This is a genomic window from Paenibacillus sp. FSL H8-0168, from assembly GCF_038592955.1.
GTDB lineage: Bacteria > Bacillota > Bacilli > Paenibacillales > Paenibacillaceae > Paenibacillus > Paenibacillus polymyxa_B.
The window spans coordinates 1,085,999-1,111,666 of the sequence record NZ_CP151948.1; the positions used below are offsets into that span (position 1 = coordinate 1,085,999).

General features: G+C 47.5%; 25 protein-coding genes. 23 read left to right on the top strand and 2 right to left on the bottom strand.

The features are described 5' to 3' along the window. Nucleotides 1-306 precede the first annotated feature (306 nt). The 12 genes from MHI21_RS04950 to MHI21_RS05005 all read left to right on the top strand — a co-directional run bounded on the left by MHI21_RS04950 (nt 307) and on the right by MHI21_RS05005 (nt 14,154). Nucleotides 307-1,332 carry an ATP-grasp domain-containing protein gene (locus MHI21_RS04950; RefSeq protein WP_342419564.1) on the top strand — a complete coding sequence of 342 codons (1,026 nt, stop codon included), beginning with the start codon at nt 307-309 and terminating at the stop codon, nt 1,330-1,332. Between the two features lie 311 nt (nt 1,333-1,643). Beyond that, nucleotides 1,644-3,362, top strand: a complete 1,719-nt coding sequence (locus MHI21_RS04955) for an IucA/IucC family protein (RefSeq protein ID WP_342420175.1) — start codon at nt 1,644-1,646, stop codon at nt 3,360-3,362. Beyond that, nucleotides 3,350-5,134: an IucA/IucC family protein gene (locus MHI21_RS04960; RefSeq protein WP_342419565.1), complete on the top strand. Its 1,785-nt coding sequence runs from the start codon at nt 3,350-3,352 to the stop codon at nt 5,132-5,134. The genes MHI21_RS04955 and MHI21_RS04960 overlap by 13 nt, the downstream gene beginning before the upstream one ends. Continuing rightward, complete coding sequence (locus tag MHI21_RS04965) at nt 5,131-5,907, top strand: aldolase/citrate lyase family protein (protein ID WP_342419566.1); 777 nt, start codon at nt 5,131-5,133, stop codon at nt 5,905-5,907. Before MHI21_RS04960 ends, MHI21_RS04965 begins: the two co-directional genes overlap by 4 nt. Beyond that, nucleotides 5,904-7,157 carry a type III PLP-dependent enzyme gene (locus MHI21_RS04970; protein ID WP_341162174.1) on the top strand — a complete coding sequence of 418 codons (1,254 nt, stop codon included), beginning with the start codon at nt 5,904-5,906 and terminating at the stop codon, nt 7,155-7,157. The genes MHI21_RS04965 and MHI21_RS04970 overlap by 4 nt, the downstream gene beginning before the upstream one ends. Beyond that, nucleotides 7,117-9,039 (top strand): IucA/IucC family protein, encoded by a 1,923-nt coding sequence (locus tag MHI21_RS04975; RefSeq protein WP_341162173.1) that lies wholly within the window; start codon nt 7,117-7,119, stop codon nt 9,037-9,039. Before MHI21_RS04970 ends, MHI21_RS04975 begins: the two co-directional genes overlap by 41 nt. A 218-nt stretch (nt 9,040-9,257) precedes the next feature. After that, nucleotides 9,258-9,599, top strand: coding sequence for an iron-sulfur cluster biosynthesis family protein (locus tag MHI21_RS04980; protein ID WP_069291208.1), 342 nt, complete (start codon nt 9,258-9,260; stop codon nt 9,597-9,599). Between the two features lie 209 nt (nt 9,600-9,808). Beyond that, nucleotides 9,809-10,366 (top strand): SLOG family protein, encoded by a 558-nt coding sequence (locus MHI21_RS04985; RefSeq protein ID WP_039272489.1) that lies wholly within the window; start codon nt 9,809-9,811, stop codon nt 10,364-10,366. 226 nt (nt 10,367-10,592) lie between these two features. Continuing rightward, the gene (locus tag MHI21_RS04990) at nt 10,593-12,389 is read left to right on the top strand and encodes a rhamnogalacturonan lyase (protein ID WP_342420176.1); all 1,797 of its coding nucleotides are present in this window, start codon (nt 10,593-10,595) and stop codon (nt 12,387-12,389) included. A gap of 175 nt (nt 12,390-12,564) precedes the next feature. Continuing rightward, nucleotides 12,565-12,798, top strand: coding sequence for a hypothetical protein (locus MHI21_RS04995; protein ID WP_342419567.1), 234 nt, complete (start codon nt 12,565-12,567; stop codon nt 12,796-12,798). Between the two features lie 111 nt (nt 12,799-12,909). Beyond that, the gene (locus tag MHI21_RS05000; protein WP_342420177.1) at nt 12,910-13,818 is read left to right on the top strand and encodes a DL-endopeptidase inhibitor IseA family protein; all 909 of its coding nucleotides are present in this window, start codon (nt 12,910-12,912) and stop codon (nt 13,816-13,818) included. A gap of 90 nt (nt 13,819-13,908) precedes the next feature. Then, the gene (locus MHI21_RS05005) at nt 13,909-14,154 is read left to right on the top strand and encodes an HPr family phosphocarrier protein (protein ID WP_023987189.1); all 246 of its coding nucleotides are present in this window, start codon (nt 13,909-13,911) and stop codon (nt 14,152-14,154) included. A 76-nt stretch (nt 14,155-14,230) separates the two neighbouring features. Here the strand turns inward: MHI21_RS05005 and MHI21_RS05010 are convergent, their stop codons facing one another. Both MHI21_RS05010 and MHI21_RS05015 read right to left on the bottom strand, forming a co-directional pair. After that, nucleotides 14,231-15,019: a formate/nitrite transporter family protein gene (locus MHI21_RS05010; RefSeq protein ID WP_039272492.1), complete on the bottom strand. Its 789-nt coding sequence runs from the start codon at nt 15,017-15,019 to the stop codon at nt 14,231-14,233. A gap of 89 nt (nt 15,020-15,108) precedes the next feature. Beyond that, nucleotides 15,109-15,891, bottom strand: a complete 783-nt coding sequence (locus MHI21_RS05015; RefSeq protein ID WP_165179406.1) for a Cof-type HAD-IIB family hydrolase — start codon at nt 15,889-15,891, stop codon at nt 15,109-15,111. A 198-nt stretch (nt 15,892-16,089) separates the two neighbouring features. Between MHI21_RS05015 and MHI21_RS05020 the strand changes: the two genes are divergently transcribed. From MHI21_RS05020 to MHI21_RS05070, 11 genes are all read left to right on the top strand, one after another. Continuing rightward, a complete protein-coding gene (locus tag MHI21_RS05020) occupies nt 16,090-17,121 on the top strand; it encodes a WXG100 family type VII secretion target (protein ID WP_342419568.1) in 1,032 nt (343 codons plus the stop codon). A gap of 252 nt (nt 17,122-17,373) precedes the next feature. Next, entirely contained in the window at nt 17,374-18,135 is a 762-nt protein-coding gene (locus MHI21_RS05025) for an SH3 domain-containing protein (RefSeq protein WP_342419569.1), read from the top strand. A 90-nt stretch (nt 18,136-18,225) separates the two neighbouring features. Beyond that, nucleotides 18,226-18,585, top strand: a complete 360-nt coding sequence (locus tag MHI21_RS05030) for a YcxB family protein (RefSeq protein WP_342419570.1) — start codon at nt 18,226-18,228, stop codon at nt 18,583-18,585. A gap of 58 nt (nt 18,586-18,643) precedes the next feature. Then, on the top strand, nt 18,644-19,591 hold the full coding sequence (locus MHI21_RS05035; RefSeq protein WP_342419571.1) for an ATP-grasp domain-containing protein: 948 nt from the start codon (nt 18,644-18,646) through the stop codon (nt 19,589-19,591). Between the two features lie 274 nt (nt 19,592-19,865). Then, a complete protein-coding gene (locus tag MHI21_RS05040; RefSeq protein WP_013308968.1) occupies nt 19,866-20,312 on the top strand; it encodes a tellurite resistance TerB family protein in 447 nt (148 codons plus the stop codon). Between the two features lie 28 nt (nt 20,313-20,340). Further along, nucleotides 20,341-20,934 (top strand): TerD family protein, encoded by a 594-nt coding sequence (locus MHI21_RS05045; protein WP_160789138.1) that lies wholly within the window; start codon nt 20,341-20,343, stop codon nt 20,932-20,934. A gap of 46 nt (nt 20,935-20,980) precedes the next feature. Then, entirely contained in the window at nt 20,981-21,556 is a 576-nt protein-coding gene (locus MHI21_RS05050) for a TerD family protein (RefSeq protein ID WP_044646587.1), read from the top strand. 32 nt (nt 21,557-21,588) lie between these two features. Further along, nucleotides 21,589-22,170, top strand: coding sequence for a TerD family protein (locus MHI21_RS05055; protein ID WP_023987194.1), 582 nt, complete (start codon nt 21,589-21,591; stop codon nt 22,168-22,170). A gap of 102 nt (nt 22,171-22,272) precedes the next feature. Further along, nucleotides 22,273-23,541, top strand: a complete 1,269-nt coding sequence (locus tag MHI21_RS05060; RefSeq protein WP_342419572.1) for a TerD family protein — start codon at nt 22,273-22,275, stop codon at nt 23,539-23,541. A gap of 26 nt (nt 23,542-23,567) precedes the next feature. After that, on the top strand, nt 23,568-24,302 hold the full coding sequence (locus MHI21_RS05065; RefSeq protein ID WP_023987196.1) for a TerC family protein: 735 nt from the start codon (nt 23,568-23,570) through the stop codon (nt 24,300-24,302). A gap of 167 nt (nt 24,303-24,469) precedes the next feature. Continuing rightward, nucleotides 24,470-25,657, top strand: a complete 1,188-nt coding sequence (locus tag MHI21_RS05070; RefSeq protein WP_342419573.1) for an HpcH/HpaI aldolase/citrate lyase family protein — start codon at nt 24,470-24,472, stop codon at nt 25,655-25,657. The last annotated feature ends 11 nt before the right edge of the window (nt 25,658-25,668 follow it).

Below are 25,668 nucleotides of genomic sequence, written 5' to 3' on the forward strand. Positions count from 1 at the left end.
CAGCCTATACTTCATTGCATCTCATACAGCGAATAGCACAGGCAAGCTTATGACATAACGAAATTCAGAGCTTGCCTTATTTGTTGTGCCCATTGTTCCATGAACATTCCTTCATTTGGGGATTCTCTCCCTGCAAAAACATCTTTTTTTTTCCTAAAAAGCTTATTATTGACAAGGTGAATGGAATTGCCATAAAATAGATTTTGTTTGAAACTGATAATCATTATCAATATTGTTTCTATCAAATCAATCCGATGAAAGCACAACCAGGAGCGAACGCCTTCATTCGGTCGGGGAGGATTTTCATTGTTTCCGAAAGGAATTCATAATCTACAAAACCGACTCATCATAAGCAAAGCAAGAGAAATGGGAATGACCTGCGAGCCACTTCTCGCAGAATGTGAAGATTTTCTAGAATTGTCCTATGGGGACAAGCGCAGAGTCATTAATAAAACCAGATCGCATCGTCTACCCTTGATCGCTGGACTGCTCGCTAAGAACAAGCAGGTATGTAATATGCTACTGCATGAGCGGGGAATGCCTGTGCCGCCGTTTATCGTTATCGAGGCAATGGGTGACAAGGCAGCGCAGTTTCTGAAACTGCATCGTTCCATTGTAGTGAAGCCGCTGGACGCAAGCGGCAGTGCAGGTGTGACACTGGACGTTCGAACAAACGAGGAACTGGAAGCGGCTATTGCCCGGGCGGGTACCCATAGTAACAGCATCATGCTGCAGCAATTCATAACGGGTTTGGATTATAGGGTACTGATCATTAACGGGGAAGTGGCAGCAGTAAATGAGTATCGGCCTGTCTTTGTAGAAGGGGACGGTACCTCAACCATCCGGGCGTTGATTCGAATGTTGAATCAGCAGCGAATCCAGCAGACCAGTATAGGGAAGTACGAGGCTTTTCCCAAGATTGATGAAGACGTAGAGCCTTTGCGAAAGGTTCTGCTTGGACAGGGAATCACGCTGGAGGAGGTGCCTGCGGCAGGAAGAGAGATCGAGCTATATGATCTTCGCAATTCGGCCGCCGGAAACATCAGTGAGTTTTATGTGGACTGTACGGAAGCGATTTTTCCTGATAATGCACAAATGGCAATTAAAGCCGCAGAAGCTCTCCAGATTGATGTGGCTGGCATTGATATCCGTTGTGAGGATATCCGCCAGCCGCTGACAGCAGATCAGGGAGGCATTCTGGAAGTCAACGCATTGCCGGACCTGACGCACCATGTCTTTCCCTTTGGGGGGACCACACGTGATGTCGTCCGATTGTACCTGGAATATCTTTTTCAAATGGAACATCATTTCGAAAAGTCGATTGCAGAATAAGGGCAATTCATTGCCTGTTATGGCTCAATGTCCCGCTTACTTTGTTCTCGCTCCTATGGTGTGGTCGGTACATTCGAATGTGTGTGCCCACCCGCCGCAAGCGGTGGCATCCATCAGCATTCTGCTGCTGGTCAGCAGTGTAGGTCTCTGGATGATAGGTCTGCTAAAGACTTGCCGGGGTCGGAACACCAGCGAATATGGCCCGATGGGCGGCACTGAAAGAGATTAGTAGGCTCTCGGCTGTGCCATCCTGTTGACCTTGTCCCTCGTTTTATTTATAACCCGAAAGAAGGTTGGCAACATTGTTCGAGATGGAAAACAGGCTCAGGTCTGAAGCAGAGCAGCAGGCGAATGTACACTCTTGTAAGCTGCTGCTCAATTGTTATATCCGGGAGCTTGCGGTGGAGAAGGAGGGCGACATTCGGATTAATCCAGATGCGATGACGTACGCAGTTGCTTTTCAGGCCAGCGGGGTGACGATAACCGGACAATTAGCGTATTACTCGGCTATGGGTGAGCATGAGTACCGAAGCATACAACAGCTTCACGGGCAAGCGGTGCATTATCAGGACCTGGTTCGCTGGATCATCCGGGAGCTGAGTGAAGACACGGCGTATGGAAACAGTCGGCATGAGCAAGGCGGGTTGACCCGTGTGGCTGCTGTGCGTGATTTTGCGGAAAAGGTAGATAACAGCGTGAATAATCTTGTGCTGTATATCGAGCAGGCTGCTGGACTTGGCATGTATGATTACTGTACTTCTGAACAGTCTCTGGTGTATGGACATCCCTTTCACCCGTTTCCCAAAAACTCCAAAGGTTTCACTGAACACGACGTACGGATGTACAGCCCGGAACTGCGTACCTCGTTCCAACTCTGTTACGTTGCTGTGAGGAAGGACGTATATAGGCAGGAATGGGTAGATGATCCCACCAGGATCAATCTGCATGCCAGCCTGCACGGGCATGTGGAACAAGCTTGGGAAGCGGAGTGCGGTGAGCATGGGGATGAGTATGAACTGCTGCCTGTCCATCCCTGGCAGTATACGTACGTGTTGAGCTTGTCCGAGGTCCAGCAGTATATTCTGGACAAGAAACTCATTCCGATAGGCAGCTGTGGACCGAAGGCCTACCCGACCTCCTCGGTACGCACCGTCTATATCCCAGAGCTAAATTGCAATATCAAGCTGTCGCTGAACATACAGATTACCAACATGATTCGCACCAATAGTGCGGAGCAGATGCGAAGGACGCTGGACGCCTCCAGGTACGTCAGGCAGCAAAATTGCTTCGGTGCAGATCAGCAAACGCAGATTGCCTATGAGACAGGTGTAGCCACTTGTGATTTTCAGGAGGAAGAATTAACGAGTTTGTTTACTGTCGCATACAGACCGATTGAGTTTGACCCGGAATGTACATATGTCCTGTCGAGTCTGGTAGAAGCTCCCTTGCCGGGAATGCAATCACGACTCATGACGATGCTGGGTGGCGTACGTGCTGAAGCCGAGCGCTGGTTTGCACGTTATCTGACCTTGTCTTTGCTGCCCATTGTACGAGCGGCCGGAGAGCGAGGCATTCACTTTGAAGCTCATTTGCAAAATACTCTCGTGACGCTAAGAGACGGAATGCCTGAGGCATTTATCGTGCGTGACTTGGAAGGAGTCAGTGTCGATGAGGAGCTGATGCATGAGGTGGATACTGATCCCTCTAGATTGTTGTTTTATCCACGGGACAAGGCTTGGGCGAGGACATCCTATTACTTTATCATCAATCATCTGGGTTCCCTCATTCATGCGATGGCAAGGGATGTGAACGTACCGGAGGAGCATTTCTGGGCAAAGGTCCGCGAAGTGCTGGTGAAGGAACTAGACCGAACTGGAAACGTATATGTGCAGCATTTGCTGACCGCGGACAGTTTTCTGGCGAAACAAAATCTGGTGAGCTGTCTCAAGGGGATCAGTCAGACCCCGGCGTATGTGCCGGTGAGCAATATAATGAACCGAATAGGGAGTGAAGTGGCGTGGGGTTCATAGGGTACAGGGCTGAGAAAGGTCACAAGACGGCAGTATACACGGATGTACAGGAACGGATCATGCGGCAGACGCTGGAAGCCATGTGGTTCGAGGGTATCCTTGACTGTAAGGTGGATGGGAACGAATGGCGCACTGTGGGACGGAATACGTCAGGGCAGGCTGTGACATACAGCTGTGAGGCGGAGCAGAAATTTTCATTTGGCCGAGTGAAGGTGGCGAAGGGCTCGATTCGAAGAGAGGGCGTGTCCTGCACCGATCTGGATCTGTTTCTGGAGGAAATGGTACTGAACCTTCTGGAGGGTGCGAATGTGACGGCCTTCATTCAGGAATTGCTGGAGACGATGGCGAAGGACAGTCAGTGCCGGGCTTTGCTGCCTGAGAAGATTCCGGGTAAAGACCGGCACTATGATGCCCTCGAAAGCCATATGAGCGACGGTCATCTCTACCATCCAAGCTACAAGTCGAGGCTTGGCTTCACCCTAAAAGACAATCTTGCTTACGGTCCAGAGTTTAACTCGGATGTGACCGTATACTGGATTGCCGTGAAAGAAGGACTTGTGCAAACGGCTCTCTCCACAGGCTACACGTCAGAACAGTTGGTGAGACAACATCTCACAGAGGCGGATATCAGCCGATTTGATCGGGTGCTTCAGTCGGAAGACACTGAGGGGAATCGCTATATATTCATTCCTGTTCATCCATGGCAATGGGAACACCAGCTGGAATCGGTGTTTGCCCGGCAACGAATGGACAAAGATATCGTTTTTCTCGGCCCTTCGGCATCAGCTTATCGCGCCCAGCAGTCCATTCGTTCCCTGTCGAACCGAATGAATCCAGAAGCGCCTTATCTCAAGCTGGCACTGAGTATTACCAATACGTCCAGTACACGTATTCTCGCACAACACACGACCCAGAATGCACCGCTGATCAGCGACTGGCTGGAAGCACTCATTCGGGAGGATGAGTTGCTGCAACGGGAACAGTTTGCCATTCTGAAAGAAATCATGGGACTCACGCTCCGGTACGAGAACTTGCCTGCAATCCAGTATGAACGAGCGTATGGCACAATCGGGGCGATCTGGCGTGAAAATGTATCTGTTCATCTGCAAGAAGGCGAGACAGCTTGGCCCTTAAATGCACTTATGCTAGTACAGTCGAACGGGGTACCGTTTATCCAGGGTGCAGTTGAACGTCATGGCATTCAGAAGTGGAGTGAAGCCCTCGTTCGAACGGTATCGCTGCCCATTATTCATCTGCTCTATGCACACGGCATTGCGCTGGAATCGCATGCCCAGAATATCATTCTGGTGCTGCAAAATGATCTGCCGAAACGGATTATCATCAAGGATCTTCACGATGGTGTCCGCTATGTACCCGAGAAGTTGCTGAACCCAGAAAGAGCCCCGAAGCTGCACCCCGAACCGGAGACCCATCGCAAGTTCAATCGGTATTCCTTTATCTACGCAAGTGATGTGTCGGAAGTCCGGGACTATACGTATGATGCGTTCTTTTTTATCTGCATGACGGATATTGCGCTGACGCTGGAGAAGTTCGGTCTGACGGAAGAAGCGTTCTGGCAACTGTGTGCGGCTACGATTATGGACTACCAGCGGGAGCATCCGGAGTATGAGGAGCGGTTCGAGTGGTTTGATCTTTTTGCCGAGGATGCGCTGATTGAAGAGATGACCAAGCGCCGCCTGTATGGGGACGGAGACCTGTATTTCCGTAAGGTCAGCAATCCGCTGAAGTTGGCGAAGGACGTTTTCGGATGAGAACCAACACGCTGAAGGAGAAAATTGAACGTAAACAGCCAGTGTTCGGCCTTTTTGTCTCTATCCCGCATCCGGTCATCATCGAGATGATCGGACATGCGGAGTATGATTTTGTAATTATCGACCTGGAACATGTTGCAACGAATATGGAATCGGTGGAAGAGCTGGTTCGTGCTGCGGAACTGGCAGGGATGACCCCGCTGGTACGCATCTCAAAGGTAGAGCGAGCAGAGATTCTAAAGGTATTGGACTGCGGCGCACAAGGCATCGTCATACCTCATGTGGAACAGCGGGAGCAGGTGGAGGAAGCGGTTCGTCATGCGTATTATCATCCGCTTGGCATGCGGAGTCTGAACAGTGGGCGTCCGGGGGTATTCGGCAAGTATCCACTCACTGGGTATATTCAGGAAGCGAATGAACAGGTGATGGTTGTACCGATGATCGAAAGTGTGGAGGGCGTCCGGCAAAGTGCGAACATTCTATCTCATCCCCAGGTGAGCTGGGTACTAGAGGGGGCGGCAGACCTGTCGCAATCACTTGGCGTACCGTGGCAGACGGAACATCCAGACGTGCAACGTTCGCTAGGTGCATTACATGAAGCCGCGAAGCAGTGCCAGGTACCGTATGCAACGGTGGCCAGAAGCAAGGAAGGCATGGCGCTGTGGGCGGAACGAGGGGTATACATATACGTGTTGGGCGATGACCGGAATACGGCTTTTCGGGCATACGAACAGAAACGGAATGACTATGGAAATGCGGGTGGACTGATATGAAATCAAGCGTATGGAATATGATCCATGAACTGCAAAGAGATAGTGAAGACCCGGTGTGTACTTATGTCTACGATCTGGCTGGTATTCAGGAGCAGGTCCGTCACATGCTGCACACGCTGCCTGGAGGCATACGGTTGTTCTATGCCATAAAGGCCAATCCCGATTCTCGAATTATTGAGGCTTTGCTGCCCTGGGTTCACGGGTTCGAGGTAGCTTCCATTGGCGAGTTGCTCAAGGTGAGGAGCGTAAGTAGCGAGGTTCCAATCCTGTTTGGCGGTCCGGGGAAAAAAGAGAATGAGTTGAAGCAGGCTATCGAGCATCAGGTGCGTTTTATTCATGTGGAGAGCCTGCTGGAACTGCGGCGTGTCATCGCCATTGCTACAAGGAGAGGAGAGGAAGTTCGCATTCTGCTGCGGATCAATCTGAGAAGTAGCACATTGCCACGGACCCGGATTGTAATGGGCGGTGGTCCGAGTCCATTCGGCATGGATGAGGAGAGCGTGGAGGAAGCAGTCCGGGTCATTCGTGAGGAAGGTGCGGGTTCGGTGCGTTTATGCGGATTTCATTTTCACTCGTTATCGAACAATGTGGACGCAAGACTGCATGCCGAGATGATCGAGCTGTATTTGCAAAAGGCGGAGATGTGGCAGCAGACATATGACCTGCATCTTGAAGTAATTAACGCTGGAGGCGGGTTTGGTGTCACATATGATGGTAGCCCCGGGTTCGACTGGTCCCTGTTCACATCCCTGATTGAGCGAAGTGAAACTAGAGGGCGCCTTGCTTCACGCGGCATACAGTTGTATTTCGAGCCGGGTCGCATGCTTGTCGCTGACCACGGTTATTATGCGGCAGAGGTTACGGATATCAAAACATCGCATGGTCAGCATTTTGCCGTGTTAAGAGGAGGTACACATCATAATCGTCTGCCCGCATCATGGGGACACAACCATCCATTTCACATTATGTCTACGGACCGTTGGGGGCATTCGTTTGCAAGACCAGAGGTAAGGGACAACAAAGTTCACGTGGTCGGAGAACTATGTACACCCAAGGATCGTATGCATTCAAATGCGGAAGTAGAGCGGCTACGTGTAGGCGATATTGTTGTGTTCGAGAAGTCGGGAGCCTATTGCTGGACCATCTCGCATCATGATTTTCTGGGTCATCCGCACCCGGCATTCCATTATTTGACGGAGGACGACAACCATGTCAACAGTGATGAAGCGTGCCAGTCTGCAAGACGCTGAGCGGCGGATTATGGAGGATCTGATCAATGCATTTCTGGCCGAGCAATTGCTTCCGCTGGAAGGGCATCCGTTCATTGAACTCTCTACTTCACCAGAACCGTTCCGCCGAATGTTTCTGGGGGATGGTAATGGAGGTCCTCCGCAGAGTGGACGAGGAATAGCTGACGGACTCGACGGCAATGTCGCAGGCAAGGATAAGCAGGATGAGAATGGAACAGGTAGGCATAGTGGACAGCTTATGCTGCATCTGAAAGGGATTTTGTTTCTGGTGGAAGCAGGAAAAAGGCAGGGATATCAATGGGTACAAGGTTCACCTGTCTATGGAGAGACACCGGATGGAGGCTGGAAGCTTCTTGAATCTCCAGCAGTCGTAGGACAGGCTGTGCTTCGGATGACGCTTTCCGATGAAGCATACGCGCATCCCGGGGTTGCAGAATTCTTGGCAGGCGTGGAAATAGCCACCGAGCAATTGGCACTGGGACTCCAGCAGGTGCAAGGGCTGGGAGAACAAGTTCCGTTCAATGCCTACGATTGGTTTATCAAGGGAGAGCAGGTTGCAGCGCTGCGAGATCGTCCATTTCACCCCACCTCTAAGGCCAAGGTGGGATTCACAGAAGCGGATGTGGCCCGGTATGCAGCGGAATTCAGGAAGGAGATCCCGCTGCGATGGGTGGCGGTGCGTTGGGATGCCGTACAACAGGGATGTGAGGAAGGGCTGTCCACACTGGATGTACTGGATGAAGAACAGCGGAGCAGGCTGGAAGCAGAATTGGCCCGGAAAGGCCTGAATCTGCAAGAATACATGCCCATGCCAGTACATCCATGGCAGATGGAGCATATCATCTTGCCGCGTTTTACTGGAGAGATCGCGGACGGCACCATCATTGTACTGGATATCGAATTGGGAGAGGTGCAGGCGACATCGTCCCTGCGCTCGATGGCTCCGATGGAGGAATCCACACAGATGCTCAAGCTTCCGGTCAGTGTGTTGTCTCTCGGGGCCGCCCGCTATCTCCCGGTGGTGAAGCTGCTGAATGGTCTGGCTGGGGAGAAGATGTTACGACAAGCGGTGGCCTGTGATGAATCGCTCACAGGTAAAGTGTGGCTCTGCGAGGAACGGAACTGGTGGGGATACATGCCGGAATCCATGGGATTGTTCGATGATCATCCTCGTCATCTGGCCGCCCAGATTCGCATCTATCCGCCAAAGTTGCTGGAAGAAGGTGTGCAGGTCATTCCCATGGCTGCGCTTGGGGTGACGCTGGAAGGTCGCCATATGTTACCCGACCTGCTGGGCAGAGAGTTAACCAGTGAAGAGGTTATAGGATTCTACACCGATCTGACGGCGTTATTCTATGATGTGGTGATGCGGTTGTTCAAGGTAGGTGTTGTACCCGAAATTCACGGTCAGAACTGCTGCGTGGTCCTGCGGGACGGACAGGTGAACGGCCTGTTATTCCGTGACCACGATTCCGTACGTTTGCATCAGCCGTATCTGGACAAACACGGCATTGCGGACCCGGGTTATCATATCCGGCCAGGATACTCGAACAGCTTGTATAATGAGACGATCCGCAAGCTGATCTTCTACGTGCAGTCGCTGGGCACGCAGGTAAATCTGGCTGCGATTATGGAAGCGCTAAGCGAGGTGTATCCTATCCCGGAAGCGAAGTTATGGGATATTACCGAGCAGGCGTGGAAGGAAGCGCTACGGGTGGTGCCGCTTCCCGAAGCTGACCGGGCCGAGCTGCTCCAAGCGGTATTCGAGAGCAGGGAGTGGCCGGTGAAGCTCATTGTCCGTCCGCTGCTTGAAGCGGACGGTGTGCCTGGGGCGATGCCATCGGGCAAAGGCACAGGTCATAACCCTTTTTACAAAGGATAGAGTTGTGGCTAGAATGTTAGTTTATATAGGGTGAGCGATGACGGAGGTGACCCGGTGTAATCGGGTTGCCTTTTTTAAGTAAGAGTTCATTGATAGCAGTGAGTGCAGTCACATAGACACATACAAAAACATGACTATAATGAACACATAGTTAAAATTTAGTCTTTATGGAGCTGACGGCTCCAAACATCTCATTTATAAAGGAGAGAATTCATCTCATGAGCATACATTTAGAATTGGATTCCTTGTCCGTTGAAAGGCTAGAAATGGCCCTTTCAGGACGACCGGGAATGTTCAAGTTGTTTTATGACACCGAGGATTGCGGATGCAATGGCGTACTTGTCATCTTGGTTGTCACTACGCCGAATGCAACTGATAAAGTAGTTCAGTCTGAGCCTTATTCTTTTTGGGTAGATCGCCAGCAGGAGCAGCAGTTCGATAGCAGAATGCGGCTTGAGGCAGACCCTAGTTACCCGTCATTCAAGCTAAGCAGTGATGCCGGTATATTTAGTAGCAACATTAGAATTAAAGATGTCCGCATAAAATCGTCTGAGGAGTGATATGGAATGGAAAAGGATAATAGCAATGGGTAAACCATCCATTCAGAACTAGCACCAAACTCCAAAAGACGAACCTGATCCAGCCCAATTGGAAGAGGTTCGTCTTTTGCGTTATATTCAATTCGTTCCTCCAAAAAACGAAGTGTTTAGTGGTCTGCTCTGAAGTGGTACAATAACCTTTATGATAATCGGAGAAGGACGTTGAGAAGATGAAAAACTTGCTCGTTTCGGGCTATCGTGCCCATGAGCTGAATATTTTCAGTCAGAAGCACGAAGGCATTCCATATATTAAAAAGGCGATTGCAGGCAGGCTTATTCCCCTGATTGAAGAAGGGCTGGAATGGGTGATTACCCCCGGTCAATACGGGGTGGATTTGTGGGCCTGTGAGGTCGTTACTGCACTAAAACAGCAATATCCCCACCTGAAATGCTCTATTATGATGGCTTATCAAAATATGGAAGAGAAATGGAAAGAGGACAAAAAGGAATATTTTCAGCAGATTTGTGCCGAAGTTGACTATGTGGGAGTAGTTAGTCGTCAGCCCTATCAGGGAATATGGCAACTCAAGGCACGGGATGAACTCCTTTTCCGCAAAACAGACGGTTTATTGCTTGTTTACGATGAGGATGCCGGAGAGGGCAGCCCACGTTTTATGAAGGAACTTGCATTGAAAAAACAACAGGCAGAGGGCTATCAGTATATCAGCATCAGCTCGGAGGATATCCAGAGCATCGCGGATGAAGAAAGATTATTCATGGACCTCTGATTTTTAAAGCTTTAGCCCGGATTTTTGAACAAAAAGGACGTATTCGTCCCTTTACATTAATGTAAGCGCTATCATAAAATTTAAACAACAATAACTTATCAGTCACATAAAATAAATTTATTGAAAATACAAACCATGAAAGGAGCTAATGATTCAGATGAACAAAAGGTTCCGGTATACTGCGTTGCTCTGTCTCGGTGTTATGTTGAGTGGAGTGGTCACCCCGATGGATAGCCAGGTCTCTGCTGCCTCTACGAGGCAAATGGAAAAGCTAAACCGTGGAGCCGTCGCTGTTAAGGTGCCTGAGGGTGTACTGGTGAGCTGGCGCTTGCTGGGCACGGAAGCGAATTCGGTCGGCTTTAATTTGTACAGAGGGACAAGCAAGGTGAACGATGCGCCGATTACATCGAGAACCAACTTTTTGGACAAGGCAGGTACGACCTCATCTTGGTATACCGTTCGTGCCGTGGTCAATGGAGCAGAGCAGGCCGCTTCCCCTGCGGTGAAGGTATGGAACAACAACTATCTGGATGTTCCGATCCAGCAGCCCGCGGGAGGCACAACCCCGGATAATGTGAATTACACGTACCATGCCAATGATGCCAGCGTAGGGGATCTCGATGGAGATGGCGAGTATGAGATTGTGTTAAAATGGGACCCTTCCAATGCCAAGGATAATTCGCAATCCGGTTATACGGGAAATGTATTTTTGGATGGCTACGAGCTGGATGGAACACGCAAATGGCGGATCGACCTGGGACGGAACATACGGGCTGGAGCCCACTACACGCAATTTCTCGTCTACGATTTTGATGGAGATGGCAAAGCAGAGATCGTATGTAAAACAGCAGACGGCACGGTAGATGGTACAGGTGTAAAGATTGGGGACGCTTCGGCTGATCATCGAAACACGAGCGGATATATTTTGCAAGGTCCCGAGTTTCTAACTGTGTTCTCAGGTGATACAGGCAAGGCTCTTAGTACGATTGACTATGTGCCACCGCGCGGAACGGTATCGAGCTGGGGAGATAATTATGGTAACCGTGTGGATCGTTTTCTCGCCGGGGTTGCTTATCTGGATGGCGTGAGACCCAGCATTGTGATGGCACGTGGTTATTACACCCGTTCCGTTCTGGTCGCATATGATTGGCGGAACGGGAACCTGAGCCGACGCTGGACCTTTGACAGCAACAGCTCCACCAATGCTGGAACGGCTGGACAGGGGAACCACAGTTTGAGCGTGGCGGATGTGGATGGAGATGATAAGGATGAGATCGTGTATGGCTCGCTGGTTGTAGACGATAACGGAGCGAAGCTGGCTAACACGGGGATGGGACATGGAGATGCACTTCATGTTGGCGATCTGGACCCCGACCGTTCAGGTTATGAAGTGTTCAAGGTGAACGAGGACAAAAATGCCACCTACGGAGCTGCCATGTACGACCCGCGTAATGGAAATATTTTATGGGGCGTAAATACAGGCAAGGATACTGGAAGAGGCATGTCGGCAGACATTGACCCGCGGACCAAAGGGAACGAGCAGTGGGCACCGGGTATTGGTTTGCGTTCAGCTAAGGGGCAGCTCATTACCAACACGCTACCGTCTTCCATTAATTTTGGCATCTGGTGGGATGGGGATCTCCTCCGTGAACTGCTGGATCATACCTCATCAAGCGCTGGAAAAATAGACAAGTGGAACTATACGAACTCGACTACTTCCAACTTGCTTACGGCAACAGGAACGAGTTCCAATAACGGAACCAAAGGAACGCCGTCCTTGCAGGCCGATTTGTTCGGTGACTGGCGTGAGGAAGTCATTTGGCGCAAAAGTGATAATTCGGCGCTGCGTATCTACACAACACCATACGAGTCAGAACATCGATTCTATACGCTTATGCATGATCCAGTGTATCGCCTGAGTGTTGCCTGGCAGAACGTAGCTTATAATCAGCCGCCGCACACCGGGTTTTATCTCGGAGAAGGGATGTCCAAGCCCCAGCAGCCGAATATATATACTCCTTGATATGTCGTTCGAAAGTGGTCTGAAAGCAGGTAGAATGAACAAAAACAGAGAGGGCTCCAAGCTAATTGGAGCTCTTTTTGTTATGACAGCCCACAAGATAATGTATGATTTCCATAAAAATGGGAACATTAGTTCTTATTGGTGGAACATATGTATGAAAAAGGAGGCGGAATCTGTGAGTTCTTTAACGACTGAAGGTATGATCGAGCTCGTAACTAATGTCGGATTCCCTGCTGCATTAAGTCTGATTCTGTTAAAATACATTCTCGTCACTTTGAGTCGCAGATTGGAGGAGCTGGACCGATCTGTTAAGCAACTGTCGCTATCCTTGGAAGAGATGGAGGCAAAGCAGTTGAAACATTCAGAACAACCGTCCCCGGCAAATACGGACAAACTTCGTGCAGAATGAACAAAAAAAGGCAAATAGAAACAATTTAGCAACCCAATCGAGAAGCGAAATTCTTATAATAGAAACGTGTGCAGTTTATGCAGACATATGATTATGGAGGTGTATATGAGTATGAAATTAAATACGAAGCTATCCGCACTATGCATTGCGGCCACACTTATGAGCGTGGCACAGGCCGCCGCAGCCGCGCCCGCTGTGACCGCTCCAGCGGAAGCGACACAACCGAGCGTGGCCAGTCCGTCCGCATCCGCCCCGGCTCAGGTGCCAGCACCAGCAGCGTCTGCGTCGGCTACGACGCCAGCCCCGGCGCAAGCGCCGTCGGTTCCAGCCGCCTCGACCCCGGCCGCAGCCGCAGGTTCTGCCAAAGCCGCTACACCCGCAGCTCCATCTGCACCAGTACAGCGTCCATCTACACCAGTAGCTCCGTCTGCACCAGCACAGCGTCCATCTACATCGGTAGCGCCAGCGGCTGCTCCGTCCGTACCGTCGACTGTGAAGCCGTCTAAGCCGCAACAGCCGTCCACTTCGGCGCCAGCAGCCGCGGCTTCCAGCGTGAAACCGACGCAGCTGGACAAGCTGAATCACGAGAGTGCGGTTCCGCTTGTGCTGGAGGCGCAGTCTCGTTATCAGTATGCGATCAGTGGTGGCAGCCCGGTGGGTGAGTCGTTCCAGTTGAACGGTAAAAGCTACCGCTATCTGTCCGAGGATATCGGCACGAAGACCAAGCTGATCAGCTATCTGACGCAGGCCTACACAAAGCAGGCCAGTGAGCAATTTGTCGGTAAATTTTTCGTTGAAGTTAACGGCAGACTAGCTCAGTTGAACGCAGCTGGTGGCAATTTGCTAGAGTTCAACCGGGCTACGGCGAAAATGGTGACCATGACTCCGGTGAAGCGCAGCTATCTGCTGACCGTGCCTTATCCGGCAGAAACCAAGCAGGCGAATGAGAAAATCACCGTGAATTTTGAAAAGGTCGGCAGCTACTGGAAAATCAGCTCCGCGCCGCATGTCATTTTCTAAATTAAGATTTTGCAACAAGCTTCATATGGGGTAAAGTAATGTTAAGGCTTGTTTCATAAGCCCCAATTCAATGCAGGGGAGTGCTGTGCAATGATGACACCCATCAAGGTAAAAGACGTTAAGGATATTGAAAAAATCAATCAAATCGTTTCGAATTATACCTATGATATCTGGATTCATGGCAAAAGCGGCATGGCAGATGCCAAATCCATTTTAGGCATGTATGTGCTGAAGCTGGATGAACCGCTAACTCTGGTTGTACCTGACAATGTTAATCCCAAGAAGCTGTTCAAGGAGTTGGAGGAATTTATCCATTTTCCTGCCCAAGAAGGATAAGAGGCAAGAAAGCACCTGCTCTATTACTAAAATAACGCAAAGAAGCCGTGGAACCTAAGTCCCACGGCTTCTTTTTTTAGTGTTCTTCCTCGTCTAAAAACGGGAGATTCACCGAATAGTACATAACCCCCATAAGCAGCACGCCGCCAACCAGATTTCCGAGCGTGACCGGAACGAGATTATGGATCACACCAGCGACAGAAACCGTACCCGGATGATCCAGCACGAGCGCAATGGCGAAAGTACACATATTAGCCACACTATGCTCATATCCCGAAATGAAAAAGCAGAACACAAACAGCATCATGGCAAACATCTTTGCGCCATTTTCCTTCATAAACATTGGAACAAAAAAGGCAAGACAGACCAGCCAATTACACAAAATAGCTCGGAAGAATAGCTGCATTGCAGGCGCTTCCATTTTATGCTCAACCACACTCAGTAGAAAGCTGTTCACGCTGGAGGAGTCAAACAGCCCGGTCAAGTAAATAAGGAGTGCAAATACCCCTGCACCCAGCAAATTACCGCCATAGCTGGCAGCCCATAATCGAAGCACCTGCCCCCAGCGCAGCTTTTTACGGAGCGCAGCATAAGTGTAATAGAAGGTGTTACCTGTAAACAAATCCCCGCCGCCGTAAGCGATTAGAATGATGGCCGCTCCGAATGTGAGCGCCGCCATGGGATAAGTGAATGGAGAATGCTCCATGTAAAAAAAGTTGCCCGTCTTGAAGGCTACAATAACGCCGAACCCGATGAACATACTCGCCAGCATGGAACGTGCCAAATACCGGAGTAGGCTCTGCTTGTAAATTTTGTACTTCTTCATGGCTAGCTGTTCGACATTGCGTAAGCCTTCCGTCTCCATATTTAAGGACAACCTCCTATTTTCTCATATGTAAGTCTTTAAACAGACTTTATTTTTTCCAAAACATGTCCAGTCTATCAGCAATCCTGTTAGCTTAACAAACCAAGCTTTTGCAGTCCGTACAAAATACCGTCTTCATCTGCGCGTTTTGTGACCATTTTAGCTGCGGCTTTGGCTTCATCACAGCCGTTGCCCATCGCGACGCTGTTATGTATAGCTGTCAGCATCTCCACATCATTTAAGCCATCGCCAAAGGCGTATTGATTTTCATCGGCAATGCCCAGTCTGGACGTAATTTCGCGGATGCCCTTCGCTTTGGAGCCAGAATGAGGAACAACGTCCACAGAACTCGGATGCCAGCGCACAAAGTCAAACGCCTTGAATACCGCTTCATAGAAAGGCTCTTCTTCTGCTGTACACATCAACAGCGTCTGATAAATATCTCTTCCTTGGAAATAGAGTGGATCGTATCCAACTGAAATCTTGGCCTTAAGCGTTTGGACCGATCTCTCCACAAGCTCATCGTTAGGGATATTGGCCTTCATATCCATATGATCCATATATACGAGAGCATGATTATGTGTGAGAGCCAGATCGGTCATCGCTTGCAACGCTTCTCTGTTCAGCGGATTGGTAGCGACCACTTCCCCGCGAAGCACGACATATTGCCCATTAAAGCTAACGTAGGAATCAATTTCTAACTGCTCGCGAATATCTTTGAACATAAAAGGCGCACGGCCTGTTGCGATGGCCACCTCATGTCCCAGATCTTTCAAAGCAAAGACGGCCTTTTCTGCCGTTAACGGCATTTTCTTGTCATCGTCCAGTAACGTACCGTCGATATCAAAAAAGATAATTTTTTTGTCTGACATGTCCATACACCTGACTTTCAATAATGTATTGTCGAAATGAACTCATATGGATTCATTATATCAAAGGAACTGCTTCTGAATACACAAATACGTATAAATCCTCATGAATGTCCGACCTCTATAGCTTACAATATGAAATAAGGATTACTGTAAAATATAATTTCTATCTCCTATTTTCTTAGATGGGATGTGATCACCATGACAAAAATCCAAGTCACACCGGAGCAGCTGGACAACGTGGCCTCCCAATTTGCCAATGCCCACGGCACACTGTATAACCAGTTAAACGGCCTGGATAGCACAATGAACCGCCTTCACAGCCAGTGGGATGGTATGGAGAGAAATCGTTTTTATAATGACTATCGTACGGCTAAATATACACTTTCTTCGGTATTAAATAAGGTTCAATCCATTGAAATTGAACTGAAAAGCATCGCTTCGAAGTTTAGAAATGCGGATGGTGAAAGCACACGTGGCTTCTGGACAGCCCTAGCAGCGGCAATGAACGCTAGCGCAGCGCTGGCAGGCAGTGGAGAGGCTGGAGATCATGGTGGAGAAATTGCCAAGCAGCCAAAAAACATAGACGAATGGGATCAGGCAGACGCGGATAAATATCATCAATATGAGGAACTACTGAAAAACGCCGAGGCCGTCGGCGACAAGCAGGTTATGCAGAAAATTCACGATCAGATGAATGTCCTGCAGCTGCAATATGAAGACTCGGTTACCCGTACAGATTACAATACAGGAGAGACCTCTAAGATCACATCCGATTCCCTTGTCGCTGTCACCGAACTGACAGGTAAAGACGGAAGCAAGACGGATATATCTATAGATAAAAAAGGGAATGTTGTGAGTTACGAGCAAAATACGGATAAATACGATTACTGGGTCCAAAAGCATACCCAATCCGCCGGAGAGCACGCTCTAGGTAAAACGGCCCAGACCGTCACCGGATATGGAATAGGTCTTATTTTGTCGCGCGGGGTTGGTGTTAGTGGAGCAGGTTCGGGCATCGGTTCTGGCGCAGCCTCCGGTTGGGGGGAACACGTCGTCGGCATTGGTGGCGGCATGCTCAGTGACAAAGTACTTTTCTCTGTACCCGATGAGGGCGAAACCCGTACCATGATCTACCGAACGAATAAAGAAACGGGACATATTGAAAATATGGTCGTTGTCACCAAAGGTGAGAATGAAATGGAGTATCGCTATTGGGAAGATTATAACTAGATCTTGAGCAGTGAACGATAATAACGTGTTTAGGAGTATCCATAAAATCTACAGTCTTTTTTTCTGGAACAGGTGAGCGGCAGGTGGAAACTGTAAACTGTAAACTCACTAGCTGGAGAGGTCTGTGGATTTTTTTGTTTACCATTTTTTTCTGAATTCCGATATATTAAATAGATAGAATACATATCCAAGGTAATTTAATTGAATATTCGAAAAAAATTAAAGTACTAGTTTTAGAGGGAGAAATAGTAAATGAAAAAAATCAGAGTCGGCATAATGGGAATAGCTAGTTTAATAATGCTTGCAGGGTGTAACGTACCATCTCAAATTGATATTAATATTAATGACACTAAGGAGCAGTCGAAGCCAAATAAGGTACAAGAAGTCCAGAGTTCAGGCCCTTCAGCTTCTGACAATCAAAGTGTTACTGGCAGTGCGGCTACATCTAAAGTTAAACCGGCAACTGACAGTACAACTACCACCTCAGAAACATTACAAAAGAAATCAGTAAAATCTAGTTACCCAGTTAAGGAAAACGCGATTGAAGAAGATACGTGGTATTGGCGTATAACAGAGGCACAGGTGAATCTCCGAAAAGGACCAGATATTAACTCTCAATCAATGGCAGTACTTGAACGTGACGAGGAGCTTGAGTATCTTCACCACAAATACATAGATCCTAATGATGAGCGTATCTGGTATGAGGTGCAGACGTGGGAAGGGAAAATCGGCTGGGTGAGCAGTCGGGTTATTATCAAGTCTGATGGACGATATTACAGTGGTTATGCGGATACGGAGGAGATTGATTACTGGCAGGTTACCGTAAACCAGGCTAATTTACGAGCAGAGCCATCCATCAGTAGCAAATCTGTTGGTATTGTTCACAATCAAGACTATTTAGAATTTCTACAAGATACGATGTTGGACCCTAGTGACGGGCGAACTTGGTATCGTGTTGAAACTTCTGATGGTCTAATAGGTTGGATTAGTAGTCGTGTTGTTTTGAGAGGGTAGGGAGAGGAGTTACTATATCCAGTTTCTGATGGTTATTATGGCTACATACAAGCTTATAGTAGATGATGAAGTTGATCCTAATAGATAGCGATGTTCTTCTTTCCATTCTTAGTTTTTGTAATTATTCCTTTCTTTACTATTAAAGAAGTGAAAGCTAACTACCTAAATCACCCACAATGGCCTATTGAGAAAGATTATGAGTTTTCAAAGGAGGGTCTTCATTTTACGTACTCTGCGGGTTACAACTGGGATGAAGTAAAGGGGGTCATTAATACTCTGACTGCCTTTTATATATTGTTGCCTGATCATAAGTTTATATTGATTCCCAAACGGGTTTTTTCTAGTAGACTGGAGGGCCGACAATTCAAAGAAATGTTGAAAACCCAGATCGGATCAGAGAGATGGGATTATAAATTTATAGACAAGATGAGCAAATTAAATAGAAAATGATTGTATTTCTAGTAAATTTAATTGATGCCTAATACGGTTGTTAAAAGGAGGAACTCATATGTATCTTCTATTTTGTAGCGATCCTCTGAATTCTAAAAATGTGGATATGGATTACCGTGAAGAGTGCGAGGTTGCACGGAGTCTTGGTTTTGATACAGGGTTGGTCAATTTCGATAATCTGATTGAGGATGAACGGGAAGAATCAGGGTCTAACCCATATATTGTTTCTAAGAATATGCGAGAGTATGTTGCTAAACAGGGAAACGAGTACGTGAATGCGCTATACCGAGGATGGATGTTAAGGCCCAAAGTGTATGATGCTTGGACTGCAGCCTTGGAGGCCGATCGAATCAGGATGCTGACAAGTGCTGAGAGTTATAGGAACTGTCATTATTTTCCTGATTCATACTCGTTAATTCAAAACTTTACGCCTCGAAGTGTATGGCTGGAGCGGGACCAATTGGATGCGGAGTATATTCGAAAGGCGGTCATGCCTTTTGGAAAGACAGCAATAATGGTCAAGGATTTCGTTAAATCACGGAAACATGATTGGTTGGACGCTTGTTATATCCCAGATGCGTCAGATCAGGTGCATGTGGAACGTGTGATTCGTCGTTTTGTTGAACTTCAGGGAAAGGAATTGAATGGAGGAATTGTGTTAAGGGAGTTCGTACCTTTAGAATTTCTTACCCTTCATCCCAAAAGTGGTATGCCCTTGTCTAAAGAATATCGTCTTTTCTTTATGTTCGGAGAGCCTGTTTTTACGGTTAATTACTGGGATGAGGCGGCATATGAAACAGTTCCTACAGATCTGAATGAATTTATTCAGATTGCACGTCAAATCCAAAGTCCGTTTTTCACAATGGATATTGCTCGTACACAAGCAGGGCAATGGATTATTATAGAATTAGGAGATGGACAAGTTTCGGGGCTACCTGAGCACACCGATCTTGAAGCGTTCTATACCAATTTAAAAAAAGCGGTGGTGAACCGTGGGTTATGGTAAAAGGCACAGTGCTTCTGTTGAATTGGAAGGCTGTGCCTTTCTATGAACTCTACCATTTCACAGACTTGCAATTGGGGTACCAAATGATGGATGATAGAAGAGGGCCTTTTATGTAGAAAATAGGGCTAAAGATAGAGAGGATACCAATAATAAATAGATCGTATTTACCGTATTTTTGTATATTATTGTAGAAAAAGATCGTAATTCAGGTTATAGTAAAGGAAGAAATTAACTAGGATGCATTTTACTCAAATACGTAATTGTGGAGGTAACCATGAGTACATTTAAAAATTGGTTGAATACAACTAAAAAAGGACTTGGTGACCAAGTTAAGAAGTTTAAGAATAAAGATTTTATGGAAGCTGTTGTTGCAGGCTGTGCATTAGTAGCATTTGCTGACGGTACGATTAGTCCGGAAGAGAAAACAAAAATGGCCGGATACATAAATATCAGTGAAGAATTGAAAGTGTTTGATATGGGTGAGGTCATTAACCGTTTCAATCACTATGTAGCGAACTTTGAATTTTCACCTCAAATCGGTAAACAGGAAGCACTGAAGGCGATTGGTAAATTGAATGGCAAGCCTGAAGTAGGCCGACTCGTCGTTGGCGTATGTAGTGCCATTGGTGCAGCTGATGGTGACTTTGATGCCAATGAGCAGCGAATTGTGGCTGAGATTTGCGGCGCGCTTGGTTTGAATCCGTCTGAATTTAGTCTGTAAATTTTACGGAAGGGAGGTGTGTTAATCAGTGGCTGTAATTAATCTGGTCAAGGGCCAGAAAATTGATTTGACCAAGGGAAACACAGGACTAACCAAGGTTATAGCAGGATTGGGATGGGACCCTGTACAGTCCAAAGGATTTTTTGGCTTCAAGAAGCAACCCAATATTGATTGTGATGCTTCTGCCATTTTGCTGGACGCAAACGGGAAACTGACTCAGTCGGACAATGTAATATGTTTCCATAATAAAAAAAGCCCATGCGGCTCAGTCGTTCATTCCGGTGATAATCTGACTGGACAAGGCGACGGTGATGATGAACAAATTGCGATTGACCTGGCACGTATTCCTGCCAATGTCGACAAAGTGCTTGTTGTTGTGAATATATATGATTGCGTAAACCGGAAACAGGATTTCGGCATGATCGAGAAGGCGTATATCCGCATTCTGGATGGTGCTAATTCCAAGGAACTGGTGACGTTTAATTTATCTGATAATTATGAGGGGCTGACCGCACTGGTCTGTGGAGAACTCTATCGTCATAACAACGAATGGAAGTTTGCTGCAATCGGTGAAGGAACCCATGCCGTACATATTGATGTGCTGGCTCAGCGTTATATGTAATTTTAGTTACTCATACAAAACTTAATGTGAAAAGGGGTTCTTACTCATGGCAATTAACTTATCCAAAGGTCAAAAAATTGATTTGACGAAAACAAATCCAGGTTTGTCCAAAATCACGGTTGGTCTCGGTTGGGACACAAACAAATATGATGGTGGTAAAGATTTTGACCTGGACGTATCCGTATTTTTGGCTAATGCGGAAGGTAAAGTAGAATCCGATAAGAACTTTGTCTTTTTTAATAACCCACAAAATGAGAACGGTTCTGTCGTTCATACAGGGGATAACCGCACAGGTGATGGCGACGGAGATGACGAGCAAATTAAAATTGATTTGGGTAGCGTGCCAGCTAACGTTGAAAAGATCGCTTTTACGATTACAATCTATGAAGCACAAGAACGCAGCCAAAACTTTGGACAAGTGTCCCGTGCTTATGCTCGTATCGTAAATGAAGCAAACAATGAAGAATTGATCCGCTTTGATCTGGGAGAAGATTTCTCGATCGAAACAGGCGTTGTTGTAGGCGAACTGTATCGTCATAGCGGTGAGTGGAAGTTCAATGCCATTGGTAGCGGCTACCAAGATGGTCTTGCAGGACTGACACGCGATTACGGTTTGGCATAAAAAAATCTATACAACGAAAGCAGGTATGCGGAATGACCATTAGCCTTTCCAAAGGACAACGTATTGATCTGACCAAAACGAATCCCGGCTTGACTCGTGTCGTTGTAGGTCTTGGATGGGATACGAATAAATACAGTGGTGGCGCAGACTTTGACCTGGATGCTTCGGCTTTCCTACTTTATGAAGACGGTAAAGCCAAAGCAGCGGATGATTTTGTATTTTACAACAACCCGACAGGCGGGGCAGGATCGGTTACTCATACGGGCGATAACCGCACAGGTGAGGGCGATGGGGATGACGAGCAAATCATCGTTGATTTCTCGAAGATTCCTGCGAACATCCACCGTATCGGGATCACGGTTACCATTTATGATTACGAGGCTCGCGCGCAAAACTTTGGTCAAGTGTCCAATGCTTTTGTGCGTGTGGTAGATGCGGCAACAGATCGTGAAGTGCTGCGCTACGATTTGGGAGAAGATTTCTCCACCGAAACGGCCGTCGTATTCTGTGAATTTTACCGTCAGAATGCGGACTGGAAATTCCAGGCTATCGGTAGTGGCTTTGCTGGTGGATTGGGTGCGCTTGCTAAAAACTATGGCTTGGACGCTCAATAATATCCACTTGGGGTGGTGTCCATAGGGCGCTACCCTTTCTTTTTAAGCTATTACATTAGCGTACGCTGACACATGACAAACCGACAGAAAGGTGACACAATCATGGCTGTTATCGTAGTAAAGGGACAGAAGGCGGATTTGACGAAAACAAATCCGGGCCTGACCCATGTCAACGTAGGGATTGGCTGGGAGTCCCCAGCATCTCTGGAGCTGGATACTTCGGCATTTTTGCTGGGTTCTGGAGGAAAAGTATCGGGCGATGAGGACTTAATTTTTTATAACAATCCGACCACGCCCTTTATCACCTATTCAGACGGACAACAGTCCGGTGATAAAAAGCAATTTGCCCTTGATCTGACGCGAATTCCTGCAAATATCGAGAAGATTGCGTTTACGCTGACGATTTATGATGCGGATCAGAAACGGCAAAATTTTGGACAGGTTCAAGGTGGGTTCATTCGTTTTGCTCATCCGGTTAGCGGAGAGGTTTTGCGGTTTAATTTGGACAGTGGATTTACAGTGGAAACGGCGATTGTCATTGGTGAACTGTATCGTCATAACGGGGAATGGAAATTCAACGCGATTGGCGCAGGTTTTTCCGGTGGATTGGATGCGTTGTGCGTTAATTTTGGGATTGAAGTGGAAAATAATCCGGCTCCTCCCACGCCAGTGCCTACACCTCCGTCTCCAGCGCCTCGACCAGCACCAACGCCGCCACCAGTACCACCTGCTCCGAAGCCAGAGCCATCTGCAACACCGGTGAATCTGAATCTGCGGAAAATTGAGCTGAAGAAGAAGGGCGATACCATCAACCTGAAAAAAGGCTCAGGCGGATTGGGTGAAATCCTGATCAATCTGAACTGGAATCAGGTGCAGCAAAGCAAGGGCTTTTTCAATCGCGGTTCCAAGGGTGTCGATCTGGATCTGGGCTGCTTGTATGAGATGAAGAACGGAGATAAAGGCGTTGTGCAGGCGCTCGGGGAAGTTTTCGGTTCTCTAAATCGCTTCCCGTACATTGCTCTGGATGGCGACGACCGTACAGGCTCTGTGAAAACAGGGGAAAATCTTCGCATTAATGGTGCTAAAATTTCTGAAATTAAGCGAATTTTGGTGTTTACCTTCATCTATGAAGGAGTCATGAACTGGTCACAAGCGGACGGGGTAGTCACGCTGTACCAGAAGGATGGGCCGGACATTATCGTTCACATGAATGAACATGACAATCGCAAAGGGATGTGTGCAATTGCCATGATTCAAAATGTAAACGATGAAACGTTCAGCATTGAAAGACTCGTGCAGTTCTATGGCGGTCATCGTGAGTTGGATCGGGCATATAACTGGGGCATGCGCTGGTCGCAGGGTAGCAAATAAATTGAATTATCGGAGGCACTCTTTTCATGTTGAATGATTTGTTTAAAAATATCAGCGAAAACTACGGCCATTTCTTTTCATGGAGTGATGTTGTAGCTACGCTTACTGATCCAGTGAGTTGGGGGATTATAGGAACTCTCATTTTGCTGGAAGGACTTTTATCGGCGGATAACGCCTTGGTTCTCGCAGTTATGGTTAAACACTTACCTAAGGAACAACAGAAGAGAGCCTTATTTTACGGGATTTTGGGTGCGTATATATTCAGGTTCCTGGCTATCGGTTTGGGTACATTCCTGATTAAGTTCACCCTGATTAAGGTACTGGGTGCGGCTTATCTGCTCTATATCGCTTATAAGGGCTTATTCAAGTCCGAAGGTGATGGAGAAGTGAAGAACAAACCTACTTCTTTTTGGAAAACCGTATTAATGGTCGAACTGATGGATATTGCCTTCAGTATTGACAGCGTCATTGCCGCTTTCGGTGTGAGCGAGAAAGTATGGGTTCTGTTCCTGGGTGGTATTCTCGGCGTTCTGATGATGCGTGGTGTTGCTCAAGTGTTCCTCAAGCTCATTGATAAATTTCCGGAACTGGAACAGACAGCCTTTATTATGATCGCCATTATCGGGGGTAAAATGCTGGCTGCTGCTTTTGGCTTTCATATGTCGCAGGTTTTATTCTTCGGCATTTTGATTGCTGTCTTTGTAGGCACAATGGTTATCAGCTCGGCGAAAAGAAAGAAAAAGGCCGACAAAGAGGCTTAATGTACAAAGTATAGCGAAATCCCTCCTGAAACTAAGGGGGGATTTCTTTTATACCCGAAGCACAGGGCTTCAGTCAGACAAGAAAGAGCAAGAGGAGGGGAAGGGCCCTGAAATATTTTAATGATTTAACCTCTGAGGAAGTAGAAGCGATCTTTTATACTCCACCGTTGGAGTTTCATAACCGTTCTCCCAAAAGTATATTGGCTTATGCGATAGGAGCGGCTTTGTACATGCCAGCGACCCGCTCGGAAGTAGCAGAAGAGATCAAAAATGGAAAACATGAAGGACTAACAACGGTCATTCTGGATCTGGAGGATGCTATAGGGGATCAGCAGGTCGGTCAGGCAGAACAATCGCTGGCACAGCAGCTGCTTCAACTATTGTCCTATGTACGGACGGGGATGATGAGTGAACAGCAATTACCTTTGTTATTTGTGCGTGTGCGCTCTGTGGAGCAGTTGGAACGACTGCTGAACGGTTTGGGAGAATCTTTGTCGCTGCTCACGGGCTTTGTCTTACCCAAGTTCTCTTCGGATAATGGACGGGCATATTTTGCACTCATTTCCGAATATAACCGGAGTATGCACACAGGGGCAGGAAACGAAAGCAACATGCCTGTGCTGTACGGATTACCGATTCTTGAAAGCTCCAAAATTATTTATCGGGAAACCCGCTGGAAAGAGCTACTGTCGATTAAAGAAATTTTAGACGAGTACCAGGAATATGTGCTCAATGTACGAATTGGGGCAACCGATTTCTCCAGTCTATATGGCTTGAGACGCAGCCCGGATATTACGATTTATGAAATTGACGTCATTCGGGATTGCATCGCAGATATTATTAACTTGTTTGGACGCGTGGGCTCAAATTATGTCATTTCCGGTCCTGTATGGGAATATTTCTCTCACCGAGAACGTGTCTTTAAACCTCAATTAAGAGTGTCTCCTTTCGAAGATGCACTTGGAAAGCCGGGACGACACTTGCGGATGGACTTCATCTCAGATGCCGTAGACGGACTGATTCGAGAAGTCATGATGGACAAAGAGAATGGGATTATTGGCAAAACGATTATTCATCCCTCCCATATTAAACCGGTACAGGCCATGTATGCGGTGACACATGAAGAGTATATGGATGCACTTGAAATTGTTGAGCGTAACGACGGTAGTCTGGGTGTATTCAAAAGTACCTATGCCAACAAAATGAATGAAATTAAGCCGCATTTGAATTGGGCTCATCGTATTATCAATAGATCAAAAGTATACGGGGTGTTACATGAACAACAACATTTTGTCAGTCTCTTACCCAACCACGAAAACACATCTGCTGCCAATCCTGGAGCAGTTCAGCGTTAAAATTACGGAGA